This is a genomic window from Pseudarthrobacter oxydans (genome assembly GCF_034258515.1).
Taxonomy (GTDB): Bacteria; Actinomycetota; Actinomycetes; order Actinomycetales; family Micrococcaceae; genus Arthrobacter.
Map to the genome: position 1 here is coordinate 479,748 of NZ_CP139438.1, position 20,363 is coordinate 500,110.

The 20,363-nt window shown below is 66.5% G+C and carries 18 protein-coding genes; 10 read left to right on the forward strand and 8 right to left on the reverse strand.

Going from position 1 to position 20,363, the window contains the following annotated elements; genetic code table 11:
- Positions 1–34 precede the first annotated feature (34 nt).
- Positions 35–295, forward strand: coding sequence for a hypothetical protein (locus SMD14_RS02165; RefSeq protein ID WP_157239545.1), 261 nt, complete (start codon positions 35–37; stop codon positions 293–295).
- 130 nt (positions 296–425) lie between these two features.
- On the opposite strand, the gene SMD14_RS02170 is transcribed toward SMD14_RS02165, so the two are convergent.
- Positions 426–2,834 carry an ATP-dependent DNA ligase gene (locus SMD14_RS02170; RefSeq protein ID WP_321215160.1) on the reverse strand — a complete coding sequence of 803 codons (2,409 nt, stop codon included), beginning with the start codon at positions 2,832–2,834 and terminating at the stop codon, positions 426–428.
- Positions 2,835–2,874: 40 nt separating this feature from the next.
- On the opposite strand from SMD14_RS02170, the gene SMD14_RS02175 reads away from it, so the two are divergent.
- The 3 genes from SMD14_RS02175 to SMD14_RS02185 all read left to right on the forward strand — a co-directional run bounded on the left by SMD14_RS02175 (position 2,875) and on the right by SMD14_RS02185 (position 5,467).
- Positions 2,875–3,990, forward strand: a complete 1,116-nt coding sequence (locus SMD14_RS02175) for a Ku protein (protein WP_321215161.1) — start codon at positions 2,875–2,877, stop codon at positions 3,988–3,990.
- Between the two features lie 201 nt (positions 3,991–4,191).
- Positions 4,192–5,046, forward strand: coding sequence for a class I SAM-dependent methyltransferase (locus SMD14_RS02180; RefSeq protein ID WP_321215162.1), 855 nt, complete (start codon positions 4,192–4,194; stop codon positions 5,044–5,046).
- On the forward strand, positions 5,039–5,467 hold the full coding sequence (locus SMD14_RS02185) for an SRPBCC family protein (protein WP_321215163.1): 429 nt from the start codon (positions 5,039–5,041) through the stop codon (positions 5,465–5,467). The genes SMD14_RS02180 and SMD14_RS02185 overlap by 8 nt, the downstream gene beginning before the upstream one ends.
- A gap of 129 nt (positions 5,468–5,596) precedes the next feature.
- On the opposite strand, the gene SMD14_RS02190 is transcribed toward SMD14_RS02185, so the two are convergent.
- The 5 genes from SMD14_RS02190 to SMD14_RS02210 all read right to left on the reverse strand — a co-directional run bounded on the left by SMD14_RS02190 (position 5,597) and on the right by SMD14_RS02210 (position 10,358).
- A complete protein-coding gene (locus SMD14_RS02190; RefSeq protein ID WP_157239538.1) occupies positions 5,597–5,872 on the reverse strand; it encodes an HPr family phosphocarrier protein in 276 nt (91 codons plus the stop codon).
- A 64-nt stretch (positions 5,873–5,936) separates the two neighbouring features.
- The gene (locus SMD14_RS02195) at positions 5,937–8,036 is read right to left on the reverse strand and encodes a fructose-specific PTS transporter subunit EIIC (protein WP_321215164.1); all 2,100 of its coding nucleotides are present in this window, start codon (positions 8,034–8,036) and stop codon (positions 5,937–5,939) included.
- Between the two features lie 2 nt (positions 8,037–8,038).
- Positions 8,039–9,046, reverse strand: coding sequence for a hexose kinase (locus SMD14_RS02200; protein WP_321215165.1), 1,008 nt, complete (start codon positions 9,044–9,046; stop codon positions 8,039–8,041).
- Positions 9,043–9,849, reverse strand: coding sequence for a DeoR/GlpR family DNA-binding transcription regulator (locus tag SMD14_RS02205; RefSeq protein ID WP_321215166.1), 807 nt, complete (start codon positions 9,847–9,849; stop codon positions 9,043–9,045). Before SMD14_RS02205 ends, SMD14_RS02200 begins: the two co-directional genes overlap by 4 nt.
- Before the next feature lie 251 nt (positions 9,850–10,100).
- Positions 10,101–10,358 (reverse strand): DUF6458 family protein, encoded by a 258-nt coding sequence (locus tag SMD14_RS02210; RefSeq protein WP_157239533.1) that lies wholly within the window; start codon positions 10,356–10,358, stop codon positions 10,101–10,103.
- A gap of 241 nt (positions 10,359–10,599) precedes the next feature.
- Here SMD14_RS02210 and SMD14_RS02215 point away from each other — a divergent pair, with 241 nt between their 5' ends.
- The 3 genes from SMD14_RS02215 (at position 10,600) to SMD14_RS02225 (ending at position 14,882) form a co-directional block, all read left to right on the forward strand.
- Positions 10,600–11,244: a phospholipase gene (locus SMD14_RS02215; protein WP_321215167.1), complete on the forward strand. Its 645-nt coding sequence runs from the start codon at positions 10,600–10,602 to the stop codon at positions 11,242–11,244.
- Between the two features lie 394 nt (positions 11,245–11,638).
- Positions 11,639–12,391 (forward strand): HAD-IA family hydrolase, encoded by a 753-nt coding sequence (locus SMD14_RS02220; protein WP_321215168.1) that lies wholly within the window; start codon positions 11,639–11,641, stop codon positions 12,389–12,391.
- Positions 12,392–12,539: 148 nt separating this feature from the next.
- A complete protein-coding gene (locus SMD14_RS02225) occupies positions 12,540–14,882 on the forward strand; it encodes a glycosyl hydrolase family 65 protein (protein WP_321215169.1) in 2,343 nt (780 codons plus the stop codon).
- 21 nt (positions 14,883–14,903) lie between these two features.
- Here the strand turns inward: SMD14_RS02225 and SMD14_RS02230 are convergent, their stop codons facing one another.
- On the reverse strand, positions 14,904–16,238 hold the full coding sequence (locus tag SMD14_RS02230; protein WP_321215170.1) for an MFS transporter: 1,335 nt from the start codon (positions 16,236–16,238) through the stop codon (positions 14,904–14,906).
- A 158-nt stretch (positions 16,239–16,396) separates the two neighbouring features.
- On the opposite strand from SMD14_RS02230, the gene SMD14_RS02235 reads away from it, so the two are divergent.
- A complete protein-coding gene (locus SMD14_RS02235) occupies positions 16,397–17,209 on the forward strand; it encodes a hypothetical protein (RefSeq protein ID WP_321215171.1) in 813 nt (270 codons plus the stop codon).
- The gene (locus SMD14_RS02240; RefSeq protein ID WP_321215172.1) at positions 17,193–17,942 is read left to right on the forward strand and encodes a 5-oxoprolinase subunit PxpA; all 750 of its coding nucleotides are present in this window, start codon (positions 17,193–17,195) and stop codon (positions 17,940–17,942) included. The genes SMD14_RS02235 and SMD14_RS02240 overlap by 17 nt, the downstream gene beginning before the upstream one ends.
- 97 nt (positions 17,943–18,039) lie before the next feature.
- On the opposite strand, the gene SMD14_RS02245 is transcribed toward SMD14_RS02240, so the two are convergent.
- Complete coding sequence (locus SMD14_RS02245; protein WP_321215173.1) at positions 18,040–19,398, reverse strand: DUF445 domain-containing protein; 1,359 nt, start codon at positions 19,396–19,398, stop codon at positions 18,040–18,042.
- Between the two features lie 49 nt (positions 19,399–19,447).
- On the opposite strand from SMD14_RS02245, the gene SMD14_RS02250 reads away from it, so the two are divergent.
- Complete coding sequence (locus tag SMD14_RS02250; RefSeq protein WP_157239518.1) at positions 19,448–20,347, forward strand: glycerophosphodiester phosphodiesterase family protein; 900 nt, start codon at positions 19,448–19,450, stop codon at positions 20,345–20,347.
- Positions 20,348–20,363: the final 16 nt, after the last annotated feature.

Genomic DNA, 20,363 nt, shown 5'->3' on the forward strand with positions numbered 1-20,363 from the left:
TCGATAGCACTTCATCTGTGGAAGGGAAGAACAAATGGCTGACGAAAAGCGTGAATTCCCCATCAATCCGGAGGTTGCGGACCACCTCGCCGCGGCAATGGACACTCCGGACATGCCGGGTGCCGAAGCGCCCCTTGCCCCCCTGGGGGGAACCGGGCAGCGCACCTGGCCGGATGGATACGGAAAGCGCCGGCACCCGAAAGAGCGGGATGCGGGCCACGGCCGGATAGGGCAGGGAGCCGCAGTGACGGCGATCCACCGCACCAGCCGGCCGCAGATGCCGCACTCGTCCTAGGCCCCGGACACTTTAGGACGCGCATCCTGCCTGGCAACGCGTACATGGCCTGGCGACACCGAAATCCGGTGCGCCAGGCCTTTTGCGTGTCCCGGATCAATCTGGCCTTCTCTGCGAGTGGCCGGCCGGCTCAGCCTTCGCGCACAACCTCCGCCGGGTCCTTGTCCAGCCGCCAGCCCCGCCACACGGGATGCCGCAGCCTCCCGGTTCCCGTCCACTCGCTGTAGGTCACTTCGCCGACAAGTTCGGGGGCAATCCAATGCGCGTCGGCGGCATCCGGGCGCGGAACGTCCAGGAACGGCGAAGTCTTCCGGGCCAGCCGTTCCACGGTTTGCCGCAGTTCGGCAAGTTCCCTCCCGCTGAAACCGCTGCCCACCCGCCCCGCGTACTGCAGCTTCGTCCCGTCCGGAATGCCCACCAGCAGTGAGCCCACGGTGTCTTCCCGCCCGCCTTTGCCCGGGCGCCAGCCGCCCACCACAACCTCCTGCGTCTGTTCCACCTTCAGCTTGATCCAGGTACGGGTCCGCTGCCCGCTCACGTACCGGCTGTCGGTCCGCTTGGCCATCACCCCTTCGAGGCCCAGCTCCCGGGCACTCTCCAGGATGTGGTCCACCCGGTCCTCGAGGACCGGAGAAAGCCCCGCGGGGCAGCCCGATGCGGTGAAGAAGTCCTCCAGCCGTTGCCGGCGCTCGGCGAGCGGCAGCCTCCGGAGGTCCGTTCCGTCGTCGTGCAGCAGGTCGAAAAGCATCAGCTGCACGGGAATGGCAACCCGGGCCCGTGCGACGTCGGCGGGCCGGGTGAGCTTCATCCTTCCCTGCAGGAGCCCGAAGTCGGGCCTTCCCGCCGCGCCGATGGCCACGATCTCACCATCGGCAACGAACGGCCGGGCCGGCCAGCAGGCCCGGTCCACGAGCTCGGGGTAGGTGCTGGTGACATCGTTGCCGTTGCGGCTGAATATCCGTACCGTCCTTTCGTCTCCCACGAGGATGGCGCGGACCCCGTCCCACTTGAGTTCGAACTGCCAGTTGCTGCCCTGCAGGTCGGCGGCGTCTCCGGAGGTGGCCATCATGGGCCTGTAGTCCCCGGGCCGCACCGCAACGTCTTTATCCCGTGCCTCCTCCTGTCCTTCCCGCGGCGGTGCGTGCCGCCGTCGTCCGCCAGGCCGCCCGGGCTCCATGAGGTGGATAAGCCACTGGCCCTCGGAATCCCTTCCCTGCCCCCGCCCTGTGTGGATAAGCGCGAACTTCCTGGTCCCGCCCAGCCCTCCTCCTTCCGAACCGGTGAGGGTGGCAATGACTTCCCTGCCGTTGATCCACTTGTCCAGCTCATACGTCCCGTGGTCCCAGATGGTTACCTCGCCGGCGCCGTATTCCCCTTTGGGAATAGTCCCCTCGAAGCCCGCGTAGTCCAGGGGATGGTCCTCGGTCTGCACTGCCAGGTGGTTCTTGCCGCCGGACTCAGGCACCCCCTTCGGCAGTGCCCAGGACACCAGCACTCCTTCATGCTCCAGGCGGAAGTCATAGTGCAGGCGGCTGGCGTGGTGCTCCTGGATCACAAAGGTATTCCCCCTGCCGGCCGTGCCCGTGAAGGGTTCCGGAGTCTTCCCGGGATCACGCATGGAGCGGTACTTCTCCAGCCGGGGGTCGTTGCCGGCGTTATCGACGGCGGCGAACGGGTCCTTGCCTTCCTGCACGCGCCGGATCACCGCCTTATGGTCCAGGTGGCTGAGGCCGGGGGAGCCGAGCTCCTCCCAGGTCCGGGGCGCAGCCACCATGGGGGTGGGGCGGCCACGCAGCGAGTACGGCACGATAGTCGTCTTGGCTGCATTGTTCTGGCTCCAGTCCACCAGGACCTTGCCCTTGCGCAGGGTCTTTTTCATGTCGCTGACGGCCAGGACCGGGTGGTCGGCCTCAAGGGCCCTGGCAAGTTCGCGGGCGAAGCCGGAGACCTGGTCAGAGGTCTGGCTCCGGTCCAGGGCGGCGTACAGGTGGATGCCCTTGCTGCCGCTGGTCACTGGGACGGGGTCCAGGCCCACGTCCTGGAGGATGGCGCGCGCCAGGAGGGCTACTTCAACGCACGCCTCCAGGCCGGCGCCTTCGCCGGGGTCCAGGTCCAGGACCAGCCGGTCGGGGTTCAGTTGGTTGCCGTGGGAGTCCACCTGCCACTGCGGAACGTGGATTTCCAGGGAATTGATCTGCCCGAACCAGGTAAGGGTGGCGGGGTCGTTGACCATCGGGTAGTAGATGGTGCGGTCCTTGTGGGTGATGGCTGCCCGGGGGAGCCAGCCCGGAGCCGAGTCCTCAAGGTTCTTCTGGAAGAACACCTCGCCGGGCTTATCGGCGGTCCCGACGCCGTTCACCCAACGCTTCCTGGTGGCCGGCCTGTTGTACGCCGCCGGGATCAGGACGTGGGCCACAGCGGCGTAGTAGGCCAGGACGTCCGCCTTGGTGGTGCCCGTCTCCGGATAGATGATCTTGTCCAGGTTGGTGAGGGTCAGTTCCCGCCCTGCCACCCTGACACGCTCCTTAGCGGCGGGCACGGGGCTTCACCTCCGGCGTTGCGTGATGTTCACTTGAGGAATGAGAGCCATCTGGAAAGGTGCCATCGCGTTCGGCCTGGTCAACGTGCCCGTGAAGGTCTACAGCGCCACTGAGGATCATGACATCAGTCTGCACCAGGTCCACAACGCCGACGGCGGCCGGATCCGCTACCAGCGGCGGTGCGAGGTCTGCAGCCAGGTCATCGATTATTCGGACATCGAGAAGGCCTACGAGGAGGACGGCCGGACGGTGGTCCTGTCCAAGGACGAACTCAAGGCCATTCCGGCGGAGAACAACCATGAGATCGAAGTGGTGCAGTTCGTCCCGTCCGAGCAGCTTGAGCCCATGATGTTCGAGAAGAGCTACTACCTTGAGCCGGACTCCAAGTCTCCCAAGGCCTACGTGCTGCTGCGCAGTGCGCTGGAAGACACGGACAGGGTGGCCATTGTCCAGTTCGCGCTGCGGGAGAAGACCCGGCTGGGCGCTTTGCGGATCAAGGACGATGTCCTGGTGCTCCAGTCCCTCCTGTGGCCGGACGAGGTGCGGGAAGCGAAATTCCCTTCCCTTGATGCATCCGTCAAGATCTCCCCGCAGGAGCGCGATATGTCCGCGGCCCTGGTGGAGTCCATGGCGGCCGATTTCGATCCCGCTTCCTTCACGGACGACTACCAGGTCCAGCTCCGCCAGCTTATTGAGGCCAAGCTGGAGCAGGGTGAATCGCTGGACACCGAGGAAACCTTCGGCGTGGAGGCCGGCGAGGGCAGCAAGGGTGAAGTCATCGACCTGATGGAGGCGCTGAAGCGAAGCCTGGACCGGAAACGGGGCGGCGGGTCCGATGCCGCGGCAGGACGGGCGGGTGGCGAAGCCGGCGGGGACTCCGGCAGCGAAGCCGGCGAAGACGAAGCAGCCGCCAAACCGGCGCGCAAGCGGTCTACCGCGGCTAAGACCAGTGCCGAAAAGACCGGCACCACGGCGAGGTCCGCGGCAGCAAAGTCCACGGGAACGCAGTCCGGCGCAGACAAATCCGGCACGGCCAAGTCCGGCACGGCAAAATCCGCCGCCGCCAAGTCGACAGCGGCCAAGTCCGCCGAAAAACCCGCCGCCAAGGCGTCCGCCAGCAAGGCGACGGGCACCCGGGCGCGCAAGCCTGCGTGATGGCCCCTGTGATGGCCTGCCGCCTGCGGATCCTGATCCGGTGCCCGATGCCATGTACATGAAACTACTAAGCTTGCTTGCGTTCCGGTAGCGGGGTGCTCTTTACAGCCGGGTCCGGTGCGTCCACAATGAGTCGCATCGCAGCCACCGCTGTGCCCACAGCGTGCTGACACTCCAACGGCCCTGTGAGGAGCGCTGAACATGAACGATCAGACAGATGCCGCCGAGGCGGACCGGGCACTCAAACAGAAACACCGGGCCATGTGGGCATCCGGTGATTATCCGGCCCTTGCTGACGAGATGCTCCTGGACCTCGGCGCCATCCTGGTTGAAGCCTGCGGCATTAACTCCCGCCACAATGTGCTGGATATCGCCGCCGGATCAGGCAACGCGGCCATTCCCGCGGCCATGATGGGAGCCAAGGTGGTGGCCAGCGACCTCACCCCCGAGCTTTTCGAGGCCGGCCGCCGTGAGGCCGCGAACCGGGGAGTCAGCCTGGACTGGAAGGAGGCCGACGCGGAGGCCCTGCCCTTCGCCGACGCCGAGTTCGACGTCGTCATGTCCTGCCTCGGCGTCATGTTTGCCCCCCACCACCAGGCGGCGGCGGACGAACTCCTGAGGGTGTGCAAACCGGGTGGAAACATAGGACTGTTGAGCTGGACCCCGGAGGGGTTCATCGGCAGGATGTTCGACACCATGAAGCCCTTCGCCCCGCCGCCACCGCCGGGAGCACAGCCGGCGCCGCTGTGGGGAAGCGAGGAGCACGTGCGTGAACTGCTGGGGGACAGGATCACGGATACCGCTGCGCGCAAGCAGACCCTGGCCGTGCGGAGCTTCCATCAACCCGGCGACTTCGTCCGCTACTTCAAGTCCCACTACGGCCCCACCATCTCCGTCTACAAATACATCGGGGAGGACGGGGACAAGGTCAAAGCCCTGGACCAGGCCCTGACGGAACTGGCTGACTCCTTCGGCGATGCCCACGGCGACACCCCGTTCCAGATGGAGTGGGAGTACTTGCTGTTCACTGCGAAGAAGGCCAAGGAAAGTGCCTGATTACGTGGCCACGTCCTCGGTCACGGTTGATGCCCCTCCCACCCGCGTGTGGGATGTCATCACGGACCCGGCGGCCACGAAGGAGTTCATGTTTGGCACCGAGCTCTCCACGGACTGGACCGTGGGCGGACCCATCACCTGGAGCGGCAACTGGGACGGCAAGGACTACGAGGACAGGGGCACGATCCTCGAGGTGGTGCCCGCCAGGAAACTGGTCTACACGCATTTCAGCCCCCTCGCCGGGCAGGAAGACAAACCGGAGAACTATCACACCCTCACCTGGACGCTTCAGGACAAGGGCGGCCGGACGCTTTTGACGCTGACCCAGGACAACAACACCACGGCGGAGGCGGCTGACCACTCAAAAGGCATGTGGGACAAGCTCGTGGCGGACGTGAAGAGGATTTCCGAGGGCAGTTAAACCGCCTGGTTGGGATGGGGCGGGGGATTAACGCAAGCGGCCGTCGTCGGGCGTTTCCCTGGGAGGGAAGGCCCGACGACGGCCGTGCGGCTTGGCCGCCGGGGCAGCCTGTCAGCTGCCAGTCAGCTGCTAGGCGTCGTGGTCCGTTTCCAGGATCTGGACGAGGCGGTCCAGCGCGGTGTCCGCGCCGTCACCTTCGGCGCGAAGGACCACCACGTCGCCGTGCGAGGCGCCCAGGCTCATGAGGGACAGGATGCTGGCAGCGTCCATCGCCTCGTCCACCGGCTCGCCCTCGCGGGCGATGGTGATGTCCAGGTCGTACTCTCCTGCTGCCTCGGCAAAGATGGCGGCGGGGCGGGCGTGCAGGCCCACGCGGCTGGCGACGGTTGCTGTGCGTTCTGGCATTGTTGCTCCTTTGTCTTCCGGCGGCTGGTTGAAATGCCGGGGTAGAGGTAGTGGGTGAGGCAGGTCAGACGGTTGCTGGGACGGTTTCCACCGTAGCAGCGCTCTTGGGGGCGGCCCAGCGCTTGAGGCCGATCACGGCCAGGGCGGTCACGATGGCACCGGCGACGATCGAGAGGACGAACATCAGCACGTTGCCGATCGCGAAGAACACGAAGATGCCGCCATGGGGAGCCTGCGAGGTGACCCCGAAGGCCATGGTCAGCGCGCCGGTCAGCGCGCCGCCCAGCATGCTGGCAGGAATGACGCGGAGCGGATCAGCAGCAGCGAACGGGATAGCGCCTTCGGAGATGAAGGATGCACCCAGCAGCCAGGCAGCCTTGCCGTTTTCGCGCTCAGCCAGGCTGAAGAGCTTGCGGTCCAGGACGGTGGCCAGGGCCATTGCCAGAGGGGGCACCATGCCGGCGGCCATGACCGTTGCCATGATCTGCCACGGCGCCTGGTTGTCCGCGCTGCCGGCGCTGAGTCCCGCAACGGCGAAGGCGTAGGCCACCTTGTTGACGGGACCGCCCAGGTCGAAGCACATCATGAGGCCAAGGATGATGCCCAGGACCACGGCGGAAGCGCCGGTCATGCCGGAGAGCCAGCCGTTAAGGGCGGTGGTGAGGCCGGCGATGGGGCCGCCGAGCAGCAGGAACATGAGTCCGGACGCCGCGATGGAGGCGAGCAGCGGGATGATGACCACGGGCATGAGGCCGCGCAGCCAGCGGGGAACCTGCCAGGTGCCGATCACGTGGGCAACGTAGCCGGCCAGGAGGCCGCCCACGATGCCGCCGAGGAAGCCGGCACCCATGAAACCGGAGACTGCACCGGCCACGAAGCCGGGGGCGATGCCGGGCCTGTCAGCAATGGCGTAGGCGATGTAGCCGGCCAGCGCCGGGACCAGGAAGCCCATGGACAGGGCGCCGATCTTGAACAGGACTGCGCCCAGGTAAGCGGCGAGTCCGCCCTCGGGAAGGTTGCCGAAGTTGTTCTCCACAACCACCTTGTCCGCGACTTCGGTGATGTCGTAACCACCCAGGAGGAAGCCCAGGGCGATCAGGAGGCCACCGCCGGCCACGAACGGGATCATGTAGCTCACACCGGTGAGCAGGGCCCTCTTCAGCTTCTGGCCGATGTGCTCGCCCTTTTCGGCGGCGGCCTGCTCAGCCTGTTCCTCGGCACCGAAGTGCGGGACGCGCCGCGCGTTCGGGTCCGAGGCTGCGGCCAGCGCCTCCTGGACCATCTTGGCGGGCTCGTCGATGCCCCGCTTCACAGGGGCGTTGATGACCGGTTTGCCGGCGAAGCGCTCCTTGCCGCGTACGTCCACGTCCACCGCGAAAATTACGGCGTCGGCGGCGGCAATGACGGCGGGATCCAGCGGCTTGGCGCCGGAGGAACCCTGGGTTTCCACCTGCAGGTCGACGCCGGCCTCCTGGGCAGCGGCCACCAGGGAATCAGCTGCCATGTAGGTGTGTGCGATGCCGGTGGGGCAGGCGGTCACGGCCACGAGGCGCTTGGGACCGGCCGGGGCTGGTCCGGCCGTAGCCGCACCGGCCGGAGCCGTGCCCGGGGCAGCGGCGCCAGAGCCCGCCGAAGCAGCGCCTGCCGAAGCCCCGGCGGACGCGCCGGAAGCAACAGCTTCAGCGGGTACCGCGGCTGCATGGGCTGCAGGCTTGTCGGCCAGCGCACCGTCCACCAGTTCCACGATCTCCTCGCGGGATGAGGCGTTGCGCAGGGCCGTGGTGAAGTCCTTTTTGATCAGGGACCTGGCCAGCTTCGAGAGCAGCTTCAGGTGCTCCTGGTCGGCTCCGTCCGGGGCCGCGATGAAGAAGACCAGGTCCGCCGGGCCGTCCTTGGCTCCGAAGTCCACCTTGGGATTGAGGCGGGCCATGGCCAAGGTGGGTTCCGTGACGGCGGCCGAGCGGCAGTGCGGGATGGCGATGCCGCCCGGAATGCCGGTGGCGGTCTTCTGCTCGCGGGCGAAGGCGTCAGCGAAGAGGCCTTCAACTTCTGTTGCGCGTCCGGCGGCAGCTACTTTGCTTGCCAGGTGCCGGATCACCGCCTCGGGCGCGTTGCCCAGGTTCTGGTCGAGCTCGACCAGGTCCGTGGTGATGAGCTGGGTCACTGTCAATCCTTTCGAAGGGCCGTGATGGTTACGGCATCCGGGGTGGTTTGGTGTACTGCCGGAACCGTTGAACCGGGCAGGGAGGCGGCTGCGGCACCGTGGGCCACAGCCTGGCGAAGGCAGTCGGCCGGGGCGGCGCCCCGGCCATGGGCGAGCAGGTAGCCGGCCAGCGCGGAATCGCCCGCGCCCACCGTACTGACCGCGGCGACCGGCGGATGCGTGGCCAGCCACGCGCCGTCGGCCGTTACCAGGACAGCTCCCTTGGATCCGAGAGTTGCCAGCACAGCACCCACGCCGGAACGTACGACGGCGGCCGCGGCGGCCGCGGCCGCCACCGGATCCGCTTCCAGTTCGTCAGCGGTAGCCGCGGCGAAGCCGGCTGCAGCAGCCAGTTCCGCCAGTTCTTCGGCGTTGGGTTTGAGGAGGTCCGGTTTCCCGGAACCGTTGACGGCCGGTTCAGCACCGGCATCGCCTCCGGACATTGCGGCCGCGAGCGGCGCACCGGAGGAGTCCACGGCAATGAGCGGTGCGCTGCCGTTTCCGGCTGCGCGGATCCGGCGGGCCGCCGTCGCGTAGAAATCAGCAGGGAATCCCGGCGGCAGCGAACCTGCAAGGACCACCCAGCTGGCTCCGCGGGAGCTCTCCAGCAGCAGTTTGATCAGGGCTTCCTGCTGGTCCGCATCCATGACCGGACCGGGCTCATTGATCTTGGTGGTCACGCCACCGGGTTCCGTGAGGGCCACATTGGTGCGGAGCGGTTCGCTGATGGGCAGGGAAACAAACGGCACCGCGCTTTCCCGCAGCCCGGCCAGGACGGGATCGCTGTCCGCGCCGGGGAGGACGGCAACGGAGTCCAGGCCGGAGGCAACCAGTGCACGGGACACGTTGACGCCCTTGCCGCCCGACTCCTGGCTGACGGAAACGGCACGCTGCACTTCGCCCCGAACCAATGGGCCCGGCAGTGCCACGGTCCGGTCAAGGCTGGGGTTGGCGGTGAAAGTGACGATCATGCGATCACCACGTCAACGCCGGCTTCTTCAAGGGCGGCCGCCAGTTCCGGGCCGGGCTCGCTGTCTGTAATCAAGGTGTCCAGATCTTTCAGGGAGGCGAACTGGACCAGGGTTTCCGTGTCCAGCTTGGAGGAATCGGCCAGCACAACAATCCGGCGGGCCGAGTGGACGAAAGCTGCCTTAACCGCGGCTTCCTCGGGGTCGGGCGTGCTCAGCCCAAAGCTTGCGTGGATTCCGTTGGTGCCGATGAAAGCGATGTCCGGCCGCAGTTTGCCGGCGGCCTCCACGGTTGACTGACCCACGGCAACCTGGGTGATTCCGCGGACCCGGCCGCCGAGTATCTCAAGGGCGATGCCGGGAACGCTGGAGAGTTTGCCTGCGATGGGAACGGCGTGGGTGATGGCCACCAGTTCCGCCCGCGGTCCGGTTGGGTCGGAAGGTTCGACGGCGGCGCGCCGCGAGAGCATGTCCGCCAGGACTTCCGTAGTGGTGCCGCCGTCGATCAGGACGCTGCCGGCGGAGTTGCGTGGAATGAGGGCCAGCGCGGCTTCGGCGATCCGGATTTTCTGGTCCGGCCGCTGGATGGCGCGCTCGTTCACGCTTTCCTCGGTGGTGCTGAACCGGTCTGCGGCAACGGCTCCGCCGTGGACGCGGCGGACGGTGCCCGCATTCTCGAGGGCGGCAAGGTCGCGGCGGACGGTCTCGGTGGTGATGCGGAAGCGCTCGGCCAGGAGGGTCACGCTGACCCGGCCGCTGCCGGCAACAAGCTCGGCAATCTTCTGCTGGCGCTCCTCGGCGAACACGTACCCTCCGTTGCGTAGGTCTTCTGGTGGTGTGGATTGTTCACTGTGGCTGCCGTCCCTGCGTGACTGGCATCACATGATGTTGAGTTACTTGACTTTATCTTTGCTTGTGTTGGTTTGTCAATGGAAACCCACATGAAACAAAGTGGCACTTTCGGGGACAGCAAAAAGCCGGGCCGGACCATGGATGGTCCGGCCCGGCTCCTCGGGTCAACGTCGTGTCCTGCGCTGCGGCGCGGACCCCGGTGGTGCTACAGTCCGCCGTCGCGGCTTTCGTTCCGCGTGATGCGTTCCCCGGTATTCGGGTCAACCACGGAGCGGGTCTCGCTGATGCGCCGGCTGCGGCCCGGGGAAGCGAGGATGAGGGAGGCGATGAGTCCAATGACGCCAACCGCCATCAGGATGTAGCCGATGAGCACCTGGTCCACGAAGGGGATGAGGCCCGGAGCGACCGCCCAGGCAAGGATGGCGCCGAGGGCGATAAGGAAGATGGAGGATCCGATTCTCATGCTTTGCTCCTTGTTGTCACGGATGGAAGCCTTCTTGGGCCGCGGACTTTTGGTAAGCATGCTGTCCGTTAAGCGCCACGCTACAGCCCGGGGTGGCTGTATTCAATGGCGGGGGCCGGCGCGTAACCCATTCGTTGTGCTGTGGCGCCTGTGAAGGAAGAGGCTGATGCGACTCGATGACGTTGCCCGCGGACCGGCACGGCTCGGGCATCAAGCCACGCTTGCTGGCTAGGCTGATCCGATGGAAACAGTTGTGTGGTCCAAACCTGAAGGCGAGCGGGCGGGCACCCCACTACTTGTGATGATGCACGGTTATGGCACGGACGAGTCCCGCATGGTGCGCCTTTTTGAGTACCTGCCGCCCGAGTTCACGTGTGCGGCGCTCCGCGCGCCGATGCCGATCGGTGACCATTACGGCTGGTTCATGCTGGACTACTTCCTGGCCAATGACTTCGCGGATGTCATTAAAGCCTCGAGTGCCGTCCAGGCCTGGATCAACAGCGTCAAGGCCCGGCACAGCAGCGTATGCTTGCTCGGCTACTCGCAAGGCATGGCAATGGCGAGCACTCTGCTGCGCCTCCACCCTAAGGACTATGAGGCGGTGGTGGGACTTTCCGGTTTTGTGCTCCGGAATGAACTGCTGTCCCTCACGGAATCCTTCGACACCAGGCCGCCCTTCTTCTGGGGCCGGGACAAGGCAGACCTGGTCATCAACGAGGACGCGATCGCCTACACCGAGGAATGGCTCCAGCAGAACACGCTCCTGACCGCCAGGACCTACCCCGGCATGGGCCATGCGATGTCGAAGACGGAGATGGTGGACGTGAGCGTCTTCCTGCGACACTATGTGCTCCGCCCGGACGGGTCCGGAAAAATCGACGCGTGACGCTCTCCCGTGCTGAGACGTGCCTCACGCAAGGCCCGCTAGAAAAAACAGTTGCCAGCTAAATTTGTAAGCGCTTACACTCATCTTCGGCCGTTATCGCGGCCCTGAACTGGGCGGACAAGGAGATCAGCGCGGTGTCGAGGGTTTACTGCAGCCGGATACTGTCCCATGCCCTTTATCCGGCCAGCGATGCTGGAGGTGCCGCCGGTTTGTCCGACGACGGGCGCCGCGTCCATCATGGTAGGGATACACCGATCAGCAATGCCAGAGCCGAGGCGCTCCCCATGCAGACCGCCGCCCGTGGCCGCAGATCGTTCGGGCACCGATGCCTCCCCAACTCCAAGCATCCAGCCTTCAAGGCTGCCCGCCGTCCTGAAAGGACAACGCACCGCTGATGACTGAAAACACCGCAGCAGACAACGCAGCAGCCGAGGTGTCCGCCTGGGCTGGTGCCTCTGCCATCCTTTTCGACCTGGACGGGGTGCTGACCCCCACGGCAACCGTCCATGAACGGGCATGGCAGGAACTGTTCGAGGACTACCTGGCGGCGCAGCCCCAGGTTCCCGGATACAGCGAGAGTGACTACTTCGACCACATCGACGGCAAGCCGCGCTTCGACGGTGTCCGCGATTTCCTGGCCTCGCGGGGGATTGTGCTCCCCGAGGGCCCCACTGACGACGATCCCGCCAACACCACCGTGCAGGGCCTGGGCAACCGGAAGAACAGGATTTTCAACGACATCGTGAGCGCGGGGGTGGAGCCCTTCCCCGGGTCGGTGCGCTTCCTCGAAGCCGCGCTGGAACGCGGACTGAAGGTCGCCGTCGTCTCTTCCTCCCGAAACGCTCCGGCCGTCCTCGCGGCAGCCGGACTCAGCGCCCGTTTCCCGGTGGTGGTGGATGGCGTGGTCGCGGCAAGCGAAGGCCTGCCCGGCAAGCCCAGTCCCGCCACCTACGAGTACGCCGCCCGCCTGCTGGGCCTCCCCAGCGGGGAGTGCGTGGTGGTGGAGGATGCCGTGTCCGGCGTCCAGGCCGGCGAGGCCGGAACCTTCTACTCGGTCATCGGCGTGGACCGCGGCGCCGGGCGGCAAACGTTGCTCGACGCCGGAGCCACCCTGGTGGTCAATGACCTCAAGGAACTTCTGCCCTAGAGAAGGCAGCCTTCCCCGAGGCCGCCCGCTGCTACCCCCGGCAGCTCCCGTCAGTACGCATTACCCCTGAACGCATCACCCCCCCGAAAAGTATCCCCAGGCCGGCAGCAAACCGGTTGCCCGGCCAAACGCCTAAGGACCCAACACCATGGCCCTGATCTCAGCGGACCGCGAAAGATTCCCCAACACACCCTGGCAGCTCGTGGAAACACGCCACGAAGCGGGCAGTGAAGGGACGCTGGAAACACTCTTTGCCCTCGGCAACGGACATCTGGGGATCCGCGGCGCCCACTGGGCCGCCGCCGACTCCGACCTGCCCGGCAGTTTCATCAACGGGCTGCACGAAATCTGGGACATCAAGCATGCGGAAAACGCCTTCGGGTTTGCCCGGACCGGCCAGCGCATCCTCTACATTCCAGATGCCAACAACTTCACCGTGGTTATCGACGGCGAGTCCCTCAGCCTGGCCGAGTCCGAGGTGCTGGATTACCGGCGCTCCGTGGACTTCTCCACCGGAGTGTACGAATGCCGCGTCACCTGGCAGTGCCGCTCCGGCGCCGTCGTCACCACAACCGAACGCCGCGCCGTAGGTTTCGCCTCCCGCGGAGCCTTGGGGATCTCCCTGGATGTGGTGACGGACCGTGAGGTTTCCGTGGATGTCACCTCCTCGGTGATTAACCGCCAGGACCAGCCCGTTGAGGACCACTCTGTCCACGATCCCCGCCGGGCGGGCCGGCACGCCGGACGCGTGCTGCTGCCCCTGCGCCTCGACGGCGGCGACGGATCACTCCGGCTGGCGTGGGAGGCTGCCGAATCCAAGCAGCGCGTGGGCGTTGCGGTTGACCACTGGACCTCCGCAGGGCACCAGCCGTTCGACACGCTGGTGGACCAGGACGACAGCAGCGTGCGCTACGTCCTGGCCGTCAGCCCGGGGGAGCCGTTCCGCCTCGAAAAGAGCGTCAGCTACGCGGCCGGCCCGGCGATCCAGGACCCCTCGCTCGATCCCGCCGCGGCCGCGGAGGAAGGCCTCCGCCCGGTGGAGGACATCTTTGCCGAGAGCGAAGCGCACTACCGCGGCTACTGGGCCACCTCCGACATTGTGGTTGACAGCCAGTCCGTGCTGCAGCAGGCCATCCGCTGGAACCTGTTCCAGCTCGCCCAGGCGACGGCGCGTGCCGGCGTCGCCGGCATCCCCGCCAAGGGCGTGACGGGATCCGGCTACGAAGGCCACTACTTCTGGGACCAGGAGGTGTACCTCCTGCCGTACTTGACGTACACAAACCCCGCCGGTGCCCGGCAGGTCCTCGAATTCCGCCATGGCATGCTCCCCGTGGCCAAGATCCGGGCCAAGGAACTGAGCGTTGACGGCGCCCTGTTCCCGTGGCGCACCATCAACGGGCTCGAAGCCAGCGCGTACTACGCCGCCGGCACGGCACAGTTCCACATCGCCGCTGCCATCGCCTTTGCCACCAACCGGTATTTCTGGGCCACCGGGGACACCGCGTTCCGCGACGGGTTGGGCGCCGAACTGCTGATTGAAACGGCGCGGATGTGGATCTCGCTGGGCTTCTTCGGCAAGGACGGGCTCTTCCACATCCACGGCGTCACAGGTCCCGACGAGTACACCGCCGTGGTCAACGACAACCTCTACACCAACGTGATGGCCCGCTTTAACCTGCGTGCTGCCGCGGCCCTGGAGCATGCGGGCATCACGCAGGAAGAGCGGGAGCTGTGGGAGGCGGCCGCCAACCGGATGCAGCTGCCGTTCGATGAGCGCATGCAGGTGCATTCGCAGGACAACGACTTCATGCACCTGGAACCGTGGGACTGGACCACGCCCCGGTCCAAGTACCCCCTGCTCCTGCATTTCCACCCGCTGGTGATCTACCGCCACCAGGTCCTGAAGCAGGCAGACACCGTCCTGGCAATGTTCCTGCAGTGGCAGGATTTCACGCCTGAGGAAAAACACCGCGCCTTCGACTTCTACGACCCCCTGACAACGGGCGATTCAACCCTTTCGGCCTGCGTCCAGGGCATCATGGCCGCCGAGGTGGGGTACTCACGGCAAGCGCTGGACCACTTCACCAACGCCTTGTTCATCGACCTCGATGACACGCACGGCAACACCATCGACGGCGTGCACATCGCCTCCACCGGCGGGGTGTGGAGCTCCCTGGTCTGCGGTTTTGCCGGGTTGCGTGACCAGGGCCCCATTCCGTACTTCGACCCGCGGCTGCCGTCGGAGTGGGACGGGCTCACTTTCCACCTGAAGATCCAGGGGCGCCTGTTGCTGGTTGAACTCCGTGCAGGGGCCATCACCCTCACGGTCCGTGAAGGGGAAGCCCTGGCCGTGGACGTCCGCGGCCAGCTGGTCACCGTAGGTGCCGAGCCCGTCCAGGTGGCGCTCGAACCGGTGCCGGAACCGGAGCCCACGGTTTTCCCCAGCGGACATCCGACGGCGAGTATCCCCGTGGTGCGTGCCAACAGCTGAGTGAGGTGCGGCGGTGGGAGCCTAGTCTCCTGCCGCCGTCGTGCGCTCCGCCTCGGGTGACCGGTCCAGCGGGTGGGCCAGTTCGTCGTCGGGCATGCGCGCAGCGGCCATGGCAATCACTGCCATGACGGGGCATACGCCGCCGGCCACCAGAAAGATCAGCCAGACAGGCAGGACCTCGGCGGCCGGACCGGCCAGCGCCATGGAGACAGGCATCAGGGCGAGCGAAACGAAGAAGTCCAGGCTGGACACCCGGCCCAGCAGGTGCGGCGGGACGCGCCGCTGGAGCAGGGTGCCCCAGATGACCATGCCCACGCTGCCGGTGGCGCCGAAAACGAACAGCGCGGCGGCGATGGCCCAGAAGCTGTCCATGACGCCGACTGCGGCCAGGGGCAGGCTGCCGGCACCCCAGGACACCATCATCACCGTCAGGTAGCGGCGCGGCAGCCGGAAGGACGCCGTGAACAGCGAGCCAAGGGCGGCACCCACCCCCATGACGGCCAGGAGGAAGCCGAACATGCGGGAGTCGCCGGCAAGCTGGTCGCGCACCACGAAGGGCAGGAGTACCTCGATGGGCCCGATCAGGAACAGCACGGAGATGCACGCCCAGATAAGGGTCCACAGCAGCCAAGGTGTTTGCCGGGTGTAGCGGACTCCCTCGCGCAGGTCGTGGAGGAAGGATGTCCCGGCGGCCCCGGCGCCCGCGCCCGCGCCCGCCGCCGCCCCGCGTCCGTCCCGCTCCGCCCCGTTGGTGGGCGCGGCCTGTGCATGTTGGCCCAGGAAGTTCAGGACGATGAAGGCCAGCAGGTGGCAGGCGGCCACTGCCGAGACAGCGTGCGACGGCGACAGGGCAGCCACCACCATGCCCGCCACCGCAGGGCCTGCCGCCTGCTGGAGCACGGGCCGCATGGACCCCTCCATCCCGTTCGCGGCCAGCAGGTCCTGGGCGGGGAGGATGCGGGGCAGGATGGCCGAGTAGGCAGGGAAGAAGAACGCGGCGCCAACGCCCAGGACAAAGGAGCCTGCCGCAACGTGCCACAGCTGGAGCAGGCCGGCCATGGCCAGCCCGCTGACGGTGGCTATCACCGCAAGGTTGGCGCCCTCCACGGCAATGATCAGTCGGCGCTGGGGGACCCGGTCCGCTGCGATGCCGCCGGCCAGGACGAACGCCACCAGGCCGGCGCTGCCCGCGGCCGCCACCAGGGAGAGTTCCAGCGGGCCGCCGCCCAACTGGATCACCTGGTACACCATGGCCACGGCCCACATGCCGGAACCGAAAATCGAGATGGCCAACGCTGCGATGAGCACCCGGTACTCGCGGTGCGCAAAGGGCCGCAGGGCTTTGGGGGTGGGCATAGGCTAAGTCTAGGCTTTGGGCGTATGCCGGGGAGCCAGCCCAAACCGCCCTCCCGGCCGCGGCAGGTGGGGATGGCACTGGCGGTAGCCTAATGTTAAGCAACCTTAGTATTAGCGATTCCGGCATCGGCCCGCCGGCGAGACAAACAGAGGTGACCATGGCTACGCGCAGCAACCCCGCAGTACGAATCGCGCAGGAAACTGCCCACAACGCGGTATTCGATGCCGACGGCAAGCCCAAGCCCGGTGTCCACAACATGCTCCTCAGGGCGGTGGAGATCCAGCGCCCCCTGGTGGTGGCGTACATCCGCCGGCTGCAGAAGAAGCACCCCCGGGCCACGGCCGCCCAGCTGGCTGACATCCTGGAGCGCGACTACCTCCGCGCCGTCACCGGCGGCGGCGCGCTGGTGGGCGCAACCGCCGTGGTGCCCGGTGTCGGAACTGTGGCGTCCCTCGGGCTCTCTGCCGCCGCCACCGTGGGGTTCTTGGAAGCGACGGCCCTCTACTCCACCTCCCTTGCGGAACTGCACGGGATCCGGCTGACCAACCCCGAGAAGGCCAGCACCATGGTCATGGCCATCATGTTGGGTGAGGAGGGGACTGCCCTGCTTGGGACGCTCAGCGGCCAGGCGGCCGGGAGGGAAATGAACGCCAACAAGGCCTGGGGCAATGTCCTTTCCAAGTCGATGGCAGTGCCGGGCTTCGGCAGCATCCGGAGCAGGATCCAAAAGGCTTTCCTCAAGAACCTCCTCAAGCGCCAGGGGTCCGCGCTCTTCGGCCGGGCCCTGCCGTTTGGCATAGGTGCTGTGGTGGGCGGAGCCGGTAACCTCATCATGGGGCGCGCTGTGGTGGCCAACGCCAAGGAGGCGTTTGGCCCCATGCCGGACACCATCCCCGGAGAGCTCACCGCTGCGGCCGCGGCACAGGACAACAAAAAGCTGGAAGGCAACACTTTTGGATCTCAACGCTGACCTTGGCGAATCGTTCGGTTCATGGAAGATGGGGGACGACGCCTCCATGTTCCAGCTGGTCACCAGCGCCAATGTGGCCTGCGGTTTCCACGCCGGAGACCCCGTCACCATGCTGGACAGCTGCAGGGCTGCCTACGAACTGGATGTCACGGTCGGCGCGCACGTGGGGTACCGGGATTTGGCAGGCTTCGGCCGCCGCTCGCTGGACATGAGCTTCGACGAGCTGTTCGGCGACGTCCTGTACCAGTTGGGGGCGCTCGACGGCGTTGCCCACGCCGTGGGTGCGTCCGTGGACTATGTGAAGCCGCACGGAGCGCTGTACAACCGGCTGGTGCGCGACGCGGAACAGGCTTCCGCTGTTGTGGCCGCCGTGAACGCCTACGATCCCGGCCTTCCCATCCTTGGGCTGCCGGGATCTGAGCTGCTGAAGCAGGCGAAGGAGGCCGGCCATCCGGTGTTTGTCGAGACCTTTGCGGACCGCGCCTACCTTGCCGACGGAACGCTGGTGCCGCGCTCACAGGAAGGTGCCGTGCTGCACGACGTCGACGCGATCGTCGAGCGGGCCGTGCGCCTTGCGACCAAGGGGGAAGTAGTGGCCCTGGATGGCAGCGTTGTGCAGGTCCGGCCGGATTCCCTGTGCATTCACGGTGATACTCCGGGAGCCGTTGGGATGGCTGCCGCAGTCCGGGCCGGGCTCGAAGCGGCCGGCGTGGAGCTGGAGTCGTTCGCCTAGCCTGCGTCCTAAAAGCAACGCGGGGTCACTTTTGGCCGGTGCGGGGCCGTTTATCGGGTACTAAGTGACCTCGCGTTGCTTCGAAACGGTCTGTGGCCTACCCAAAAATCAGGTGCGCCACAGTAAAAATTGCCAGCCCGGCCAGCGACCCCACCACGGTGCCGTTGATCCGGATGAACTGCAGGTCCTTGCCCACCTGGAGTTCGATCTTTTGCGAGGTTTCCTCCGCATCCCAGCGGGCCACGGTATCGGTAATCACTCCGGCGATGTCGGAGCGGTACGTCCGCACGAGGTAGCCGGCGGCGTCGCCGATCCAGGTGTTCACCTTCCCGGCGAGCTCGGGGTCGCTGACCAGCCGGGAGCCGAAGTCGCGGACCGCAGCCTTGAACTTGATGGTCAGTTCGCTGTCGGGATCATCCACCGCACCCAGGAGGGCGCTCTTCACGGTGCCCCACGTGCGGGAGGCGAGTTCGCGCACCTCGGGATCGCCCAGGACCTGGGCCTTGATGTCCTCGGCGCGGGCAATCATTGCCGGATCGTGCTGCAGGTCCTGCGCGAGGTCGTTGAGGTACTTGTCGATGGACTGCCTTACCTGGTGGTTCGGGTCGGCCTGCACCGCGCGCACGAACTTCAGGATCTCCACGTAGACCTTGTCGCCCACCAGTCCGTCCACGAACTGCGGCACCCATGTGGGGGAGCGGTCGGACACCAGGTGGGTGACAGTATCGTGGTTGTCATCCACCCAGTCGGCGGCCCGGTCCACCAGCAGGTCCACCAGCTTGTGGTGGTGCCCGTCGTGGAAAATCCGCTCCGCCATCTTCCCCACGGGAGGTCCCCACGGCGGAGCCAGCAGGTGCTTGCGCACCATTCCCTCGATGACCGCCTGGACGTCGTCGTCGTTCAAAACCTTGAAAATACCCCGGATCAGGGCGGCGCCCTCCTTGGCTACCCTGTCTGCGCCGGCCGGCGTGGCAAGCCATTCCCCGGCCCGGCGGGCAATGTTGACGCTGGCCAGCTTCTCCTGGACCACCTGCTCGGAGAGGAAGTTTGTCTCCACGAATTCGCCCAGCGAGGCGCCGATCTGGTCCTTCCGGCGCGGGATGATGGCGGTGTGCGGGATCTTGATGCCCATGGGGTACTTGAACAGTGCGGTAACGGCGAACCAGTCAGCCAGCGCGCCCACCATGCCGCCCTCGGCTGCGGCCCGCACGTACTGCAGCCACGGATACTCCTTCTGCAGCGCGAAAGCGAAGACAAAAATCACCGCCATCACCACCAGCAGCCCGAGCGCCACCAGCTTCATCCTCCGCAGCGCTGCCGCCTTTTCGGCGTCGCCAGGGCTGAGGTGATGGACGACGGCGGCACGCACCTTCGGGCGGCCCTTCGGGTCGGGCGCGGGGGAAGGCGCTGGCCCGGTGGGTGCTTCCCGGGTAGTTGGCTCAGAGTTCACCTGCATGTGCCAAGCCTAGCCCCGCGGTTCGCGCCGGGTCGGCTACCGTGTCTCCATGACCAGTGACGAGTCCGGGCCGCAGCGGCCCACGGTCTTTGCCCACCGCGGTTCCAGCGCCGCCTTCGCCGAACACACCCGTGCCGCATATCTGCAGGCGCTGGCAGACGGCGCCGACGGCGTGGAGTGCGATGTCCACCTCACGCGTGACCAGCACGTTGTACTCCTGCACGACGCCAACCTGGACCGCACCTCCGACGGAACCGGGCCCGTCGCCGAACGCACGCTGCGGGAGCTGAGGCACCTGGATTTCTCGTCATGGAAGGGCGTGCGTATTCCCGAAACGTACGGGGCGCTGTCCGAGCAGTTCCTGACCCTGCCCGAACTGCTCGAGATCCTCCGGGGCGCCGGCCGGCCGGTGAAGCTGGCCATCGAACTCAAGCACCCCAGCCCGTACCAGCTCAAGCTCGAGGACAGGGTCCTGGAAGTACTGCGGGACGAGGGCTGGGATCCGCTGACCTCTTCGCTGGACAACGTGTCAGTGACGTTCATGAGTTTCAGCCCGGACTCAGTGCGGCAGTTGCTCCACTCGGTTCCCCCTGAATTCGTCTGCCAGCTGGTGGACGATGTGGACATCCGGGTAATCCGCGCGGGTCTGGGCTTCGGCGTGATAACCGGCGGTGCAATTGCCAACCTGATGAAGGCCGCCCAGCTGGAAGGTGAGCGGATCCTGGACCTTGGCGAGGTGGGTATGGCCGGGCCCGGAATCGAGTACGTGCGCCGGCACCCGGCGTCCGTCCAACGCTGGCTCGCCGCCGGCCGGCGCTTCCGGGTATGGACGGTGGACACGGAACAGGATGTGGCGCTGTGCACAGGACTGGGCATCCAGGAGATCACCACCAATGTGCCCGCCCGTGTCCTCAGCCAACTGGAGCTTGCCTCGCCCCAGGGCAGGTAAGTTCCCGGCCGCGAGA

Excerpts from the sequence above, each read along its gene's own strand:
- SMD14_RS02165 (WP_157239545.1), top strand. The coding sequence starts at position 35 with ATGGCTGACGAAAAGCGTGAATTCCCCATCAATCCGGAGGTTGCGGAC.
- SMD14_RS02175 (WP_321215161.1), top strand. The coding sequence starts at position 2,875 with ATGAGAGCCATCTGGAAAGGTGCCATCGCGTTCGGCCTGGTCAACGTG.
- SMD14_RS02180 (WP_321215162.1), top strand. The coding sequence starts at position 4,192 with ATGAACGATCAGACAGATGCCGCCGAGGCGGACCGGGCACTCAAACAG.
- SMD14_RS02190 (WP_157239538.1), bottom strand. The coding sequence starts at position 5,872 with ATGCCAGAACGCACAGCAACCGTCGCCAGCCGCGTGGGCCTGCACGCC.
- SMD14_RS02200 (WP_321215165.1), bottom strand. The coding sequence starts at position 9,046 with ATGATCGTCACTTTCACCGCCAACCCCAGCCTTGACCGGACCGTGGCA.
- SMD14_RS02210 (WP_157239533.1), bottom strand. The coding sequence starts at position 10,358 with ATGAGAATCGGATCCTCCATCTTCCTTATCGCCCTCGGCGCCATCCTT.
- SMD14_RS02215 (WP_321215167.1), top strand. The coding sequence starts at position 10,600 with ATGGAAACAGTTGTGTGGTCCAAACCTGAAGGCGAGCGGGCGGGCACC.
- SMD14_RS02220 (WP_321215168.1), top strand. The coding sequence starts at position 11,639 with ATGACTGAAAACACCGCAGCAGACAACGCAGCAGCCGAGGTGTCCGCC.
- SMD14_RS02225 (WP_321215169.1), top strand. The coding sequence starts at position 12,540 with ATGGCCCTGATCTCAGCGGACCGCGAAAGATTCCCCAACACACCCTGG.
- SMD14_RS02230 (WP_321215170.1), bottom strand. The coding sequence starts at position 16,238 with ATGCCCACCCCCAAAGCCCTGCGGCCCTTTGCGCACCGCGAGTACCGG.
- SMD14_RS02235 (WP_321215171.1), top strand. The coding sequence starts at position 16,397 with ATGGCTACGCGCAGCAACCCCGCAGTACGAATCGCGCAGGAAACTGCC.
- SMD14_RS02245 (WP_321215173.1), bottom strand. The coding sequence starts at position 19,398 with ATGCAGGTGAACTCTGAGCCAACTACCCGGGAAGCACCCACCGGGCCA.
- SMD14_RS02250 (WP_157239518.1), top strand. The coding sequence starts at position 19,448 with ATGACCAGTGACGAGTCCGGGCCGCAGCGGCCCACGGTCTTTGCCCAC.